The sequence below is a fragment of the Nereida ignava genome, from assembly GCF_001049735.1.
Classification (GTDB): domain Bacteria; phylum Pseudomonadota; class Alphaproteobacteria; order Rhodobacterales; family Rhodobacteraceae; genus Nereida; species Nereida ignava.
The window spans coordinates 1-3971 of record NZ_CVPC01000037.1; the positions used below are offsets into that span (position 1 = coordinate 1).

5 protein-coding genes are annotated in these 3971 nt (G+C 50.0%); 4 read left to right on the top strand and 1 reads right to left on the bottom strand.

Features of this window, described 5'->3' with window-relative positions:
- The first annotated feature begins 42 nt into the window (after window positions 1-42).
- On the top strand, window positions 43-375 hold the full coding sequence (locus NIG5292_RS13920; protein ID WP_048600144.1) for a DUF3768 domain-containing protein: 333 nt from the start codon (window positions 43-45) through the stop codon (window positions 373-375).
- A 249-nt stretch (window positions 376-624) separates the two neighbouring features.
- Here the strand turns inward: NIG5292_RS13920 and NIG5292_RS13925 are convergent, their stop codons facing one another.
- Entirely contained in the window at window positions 625-1236 is a 612-nt protein-coding gene (locus NIG5292_RS13925; protein ID WP_074842168.1) for a hypothetical protein, read from the bottom strand.
- Window positions 1237-1591: 355 nt separating this feature from the next.
- Here NIG5292_RS13925 and NIG5292_RS13930 point away from each other — a divergent pair, with 355 nt between their 5' ends.
- From NIG5292_RS13930 to NIG5292_RS13940, 3 genes are all read left to right on the top strand, one after another.
- On the top strand, window positions 1592-2410 hold the full coding sequence (locus NIG5292_RS13930; RefSeq protein WP_048600146.1) for a hypothetical protein: 819 nt from the start codon (window positions 1592-1594) through the stop codon (window positions 2408-2410).
- A 67-nt stretch (window positions 2411-2477) separates the two neighbouring features.
- Window positions 2478-3119, top strand: coding sequence for an ATP-binding protein (locus tag NIG5292_RS13935; protein WP_048600147.1), 642 nt, complete (start codon window positions 2478-2480; stop codon window positions 3117-3119).
- On the top strand, window positions 3116-3847 hold the full coding sequence (locus NIG5292_RS13940) for a hypothetical protein (RefSeq protein ID WP_048600148.1): 732 nt from the start codon (window positions 3116-3118) through the stop codon (window positions 3845-3847). The genes NIG5292_RS13935 and NIG5292_RS13940 overlap by 4 nt, the downstream gene beginning before the upstream one ends.
- The last annotated feature ends 124 nt before the right edge of the window (window positions 3848-3971 follow it).

Consider the following 3971-nt stretch of genomic DNA (forward strand, 5'->3'; position numbering starts at 1 on the left):
GGCAACCACGTCTTAAACCGGGGGCGGCCAAGGCAGCAGCAAATGCCTGACGCAAGCACAGCTAAAATAGCAGCACTTAATGATCGAGCGCGGCAGCGTCTTGATCATTGTCGCTGGATACTCACTCAAGGCGTGTTGGCCTACGATCCACTCACAGTGGCAGAGCTGTTAATCGCTGTAGAGGACTTCGATGCATTCACGCCAGACAACGACCCTTATGCCGAGCACGACTTTGGGGTGATCACAATTGAGGGCACAACCTTTTTTTGGAAGTTTGACTATTACGATCTAGACCTGCAGGTGCACTCGCCTGACCCAACAGATACAAATGTAACCACCCGTGTGCTCACCATCATGCTTGCAGAAGAGTATTAAGGCCCAACTCACACATCATCCCAACACAAACACAGCAAATCTGCCCTACAAAAGGTCAGCACTGGTCTCTGCGCCAGCAGCACAAACGCAACTTAAACACAGTGATCAGGTTTAGAGTTCAAACACAGTGTTTCGATTCACTGCGTCAAACATACATGTTGCAAACACTGTGTTTGCCATTTTTGCCAAACATACTAAATCCAAACACAGTGTTTGCCTTATTACGCATTAATATCAATGACTTAATTTTTACCGACGCAAGGCTTTGGGGAACTCTCCGCGCCCAACGTTGTCAATATACTGCTCTGCCGTGCGCAAATATCGGTTGGTTTGGTTCGCAATGCTCGTGCGGGCCTGCTTGTTGTGGGCATCCGCTTTGATTGCGGCGCGTGTGCGCGTTTCACCATATTTAGGTGGGGCTAGAATGTTGGCTTTGAAGCCAGCGAGCACGCCTAGATCATATGCAGATGTGTCAGGGTGTGCACAGCGCAAATCCCAAACAGTCAAAACCTTGTGCAGCGTATGCGCAGAAACATTTGTGTAAATTGGATATTTTGCAGACGAGCTTTGTTTGGGTGGAGCCACTGGCATGATCGCATGCGCGTGCATGTGAAAGGCTTTAATCTCTTCCTGAATCTGGCTCAACGGTCTTTTGGGATCAATGTGATACAATAAAATGGAGTTCAAAGGGTCTGCGCCAACCTGTTCAATCAGCGCTGTCTTTTCTGCAAACAGCCCTTGATGGCACTGCCACCACGTTAAAAAATCACTTTCAAAAATATCGCCGAAGTCATGATAGAGGCCAGCAAGCTTACCTTGGCCCGATGTTGCGCAAGTGCGTTGATAGTCTGCGTTGCGCATCAAAAAGGCCCACCACCAATAATAAATGGACGCTTTGTAAGGTTCAGCGTCTCGATATGGCAGATTACGGCCTCCTCGAAACCTTCGCCGTGACGCCATGTGAATAATCGGTGGCGCTGTCTTGAAGCTCAGTACGTGCCGCGTTGCATTGGCCTTGTTTGTGACCATGACTCCATCTCCCTCCGGTGGAACATGGAGTCAAAACTAGCCAAATCTTCCAACTATAACAGTCTCAATCTGATGGTTTTAATTTCGGTATATTGTGCAGCACAGCCACTGGCTGCTCAATTTCCTCAAAACCCAGATGCAAACACATGAGCCCATATGGGCGCAATTATTGATGAAGGAGACCATTATGTCTGTTCAAAACGACCTCAAAAACAATATCCAAAAACGCCTTGATGCTATGCATGCGGCACGGGTGACATGGGAAGAAGGCACATTGCGTGCCGCCAACGAAGAGCTCTACGCCATTCTTGAAGGTGTCTATGCGCTTTACGCTGAGCTTAAAGCTGAAGTGGGCAAACGCCGCGCCTTTACAGCACTGCTCACAGATTTGGAGATCAAAACCCAAGCCAATACCAGCCTTGCATTAAGGGTGGTGCGCTACGTCTTTGCAGGGCAAGGCCGCCGTGAAGTTGCCTACTCAAGTGTCATATCAATCGCTCACGACATGAAGGGGCCAGATCAGAGCTTCACCAGCTACGTGCAGGAATGTGGTGGCATTGAAGAAGTGCGCCGTGTGCCCAAATCCACAAAATCAGCGACCATGTCTAAAGAAGATTTTAAGAAGCTGGCGCTTGAGGGTCTGCAGGAAGTGCAAGTGGGCGTGAGCACGTTTGATCTTCCAACGTTCATCCAGCCCAATACCGATTACGAAGAAGACTATGCGGTCGCGCTGGTGCGCTGCAATGACAATGGCACAGGCACGATTGTTTACGGGTGCAACGAAGCGGGCATCATTGACGCTGTCTTGGTATCATCGGGTAAAGACTTGGATGAACGCGCTCAAGAAAGCCTCGCCAAGCTTGACGCAGGTGATCTGGCAACCAAGCGTGCACGTGATGTGCGTGAGTTTGCGTCCAAAATGATCCGCGTTGGATCAGGTGCACAAGTCAGCGTGTCTGGCGGTGGAGTGCGCACAAACGGCGCAGCAACCCATACCTATGGATAAAACTAACGGCGAGTGGGGCAGTCATATTTTGCCCCACTCCAACTACATGCATCCAAAGGAGCTGAGCATGTCATTTGATCTTAAACACCTACCGCGCGGCTTTGACGATTTGGTCATTGCGGACCCGCTAAATGCCAGTGTCGTTCGCTCATATTGTGAGCTGCCACCCGCCAAGCCCTTGTTGCTCGCAGGGCCTCCAGGTGCAGGCAAGACAGAAGCGGCCCGTGTGATCGCTCACAGTTACTTTGAGCATCACAATGTTCAGCACATACAGTGGGAGTTTAATGCTGCCAGCCTTGGTAAAGACTATGAATCCAAGATCATGTCTGAGGTGAACTATCAGATGTTTGGCAATCCTGACAAAGCCATGATCGTCATCAACGAGATTGATGAGATGGACCTACGCACAGTGCAGCCCAAGTTCCGCGAGTTCATGGACGCCAAGCGTCATCTGATCCGCTTTGTGGCCACCACGAACCACAAGAGCCGCATCATGGGGGCCGTGCTCAGCAGGTTCCGCGTAATTGACATAGACCCGCCCAGCAACCTTGATTGGGTCGATCGTGCCAAGGCTATCTTGGAAGCCGAAGGGCTTACCCCGGCAAGAGCTGATGTAGAGCAGATGCTGCAGAGCTTCCAAGGCAGCGCACGCGACTTGATCGACTTACTCGAAGAGACGGTTATAGCCAGCAAGGCGTTAGCGCCATGACCAATGCTTTAGACACACACAACAAATGCATCGCAGCGCTTCATCTAACCTGTCAGATCGCCAACCAATACGATGTGCGGTTGTGGCATATTGTTGAAGAGCACGTGCCAGCTTCACATGCTGACCTTGATAGCCGTGATTACGCCTGTGAGCTGGACAGCGCTGTTTCAAAAATACCCTTTGATAGCAAAATCAGTTTAAGACCCCACAGCGTCATGCAAAAAATCGATGAAGAGGTCTATCTTGTAAAGCTGCAGTCGACGTTTCGCTTCGCTGATAATGTTCATGACTACTTTACGCTCAACGGCCGTTCAGACCTATTTGACGGTGCATTAGACGAGCTGACAGCGACGTATACAGCGCCAGCTGTTGTCTTGGGCGCGTTGGACCATGCCCTCTATGTTTCGAACAAAGCTGAACTCACAGACTTCGGATTGGCTGGCTTCTATGAAAGCCACATTCGTGAACTTGTAGAAGCCCGCTTTGCTGAGTTTGCGGCGCTACTGCCTTGGCTTGAGCATTTTTGGACACGGCTGAGTGCTTTAAAGGCGGAACCTGAGTTTAACCATTTGGTAAAGCAGCTGCAGGTGATTTTGCCCGCCATCGATCAAGTGCACTTGTATGACTTCGCCAAGTACAGAGTACTGCTCAAGATGGCGGGGGATTTCTCGCCCTTGGTCAATCATCTGCAATTGGCAAAGCAGCAAGTCGCTATGAGCACGCCCTGAAGGCTTTAACTGCGCAGTTTTGCTTGAGCTGAACCGCACTGCTTAAAACCTCATAGAATGTGTATTGTATGAGGTTTTTGCTTAACTTATTGAATTCATTGACGGACCATTCACGGCCATTTCC

Excerpts from the sequence above, each read along its gene's own strand:
- NIG5292_RS13925 (WP_074842168.1), bottom strand. The coding sequence starts at position 1,236 with ATGCGCAACGCAGACTATCAACGCACTTGCGCAACATCGGGCCAAGGT.
- NIG5292_RS13930 (WP_048600146.1), top strand. The coding sequence starts at position 1,592 with ATGTCTGTTCAAAACGACCTCAAAAACAATATCCAAAAACGCCTTGAT.
- NIG5292_RS13935 (WP_048600147.1), top strand. The coding sequence starts at position 2,478 with ATGTCATTTGATCTTAAACACCTACCGCGCGGCTTTGACGATTTGGTC.
- NIG5292_RS13940 (WP_048600148.1), top strand. The coding sequence starts at position 3,116 with ATGACCAATGCTTTAGACACACACAACAAATGCATCGCAGCGCTTCAT.
- NIG5292_RS13920 (WP_048600144.1), top strand. The coding sequence starts at position 43 with ATGCCTGACGCAAGCACAGCTAAAATAGCAGCACTTAATGATCGAGCG.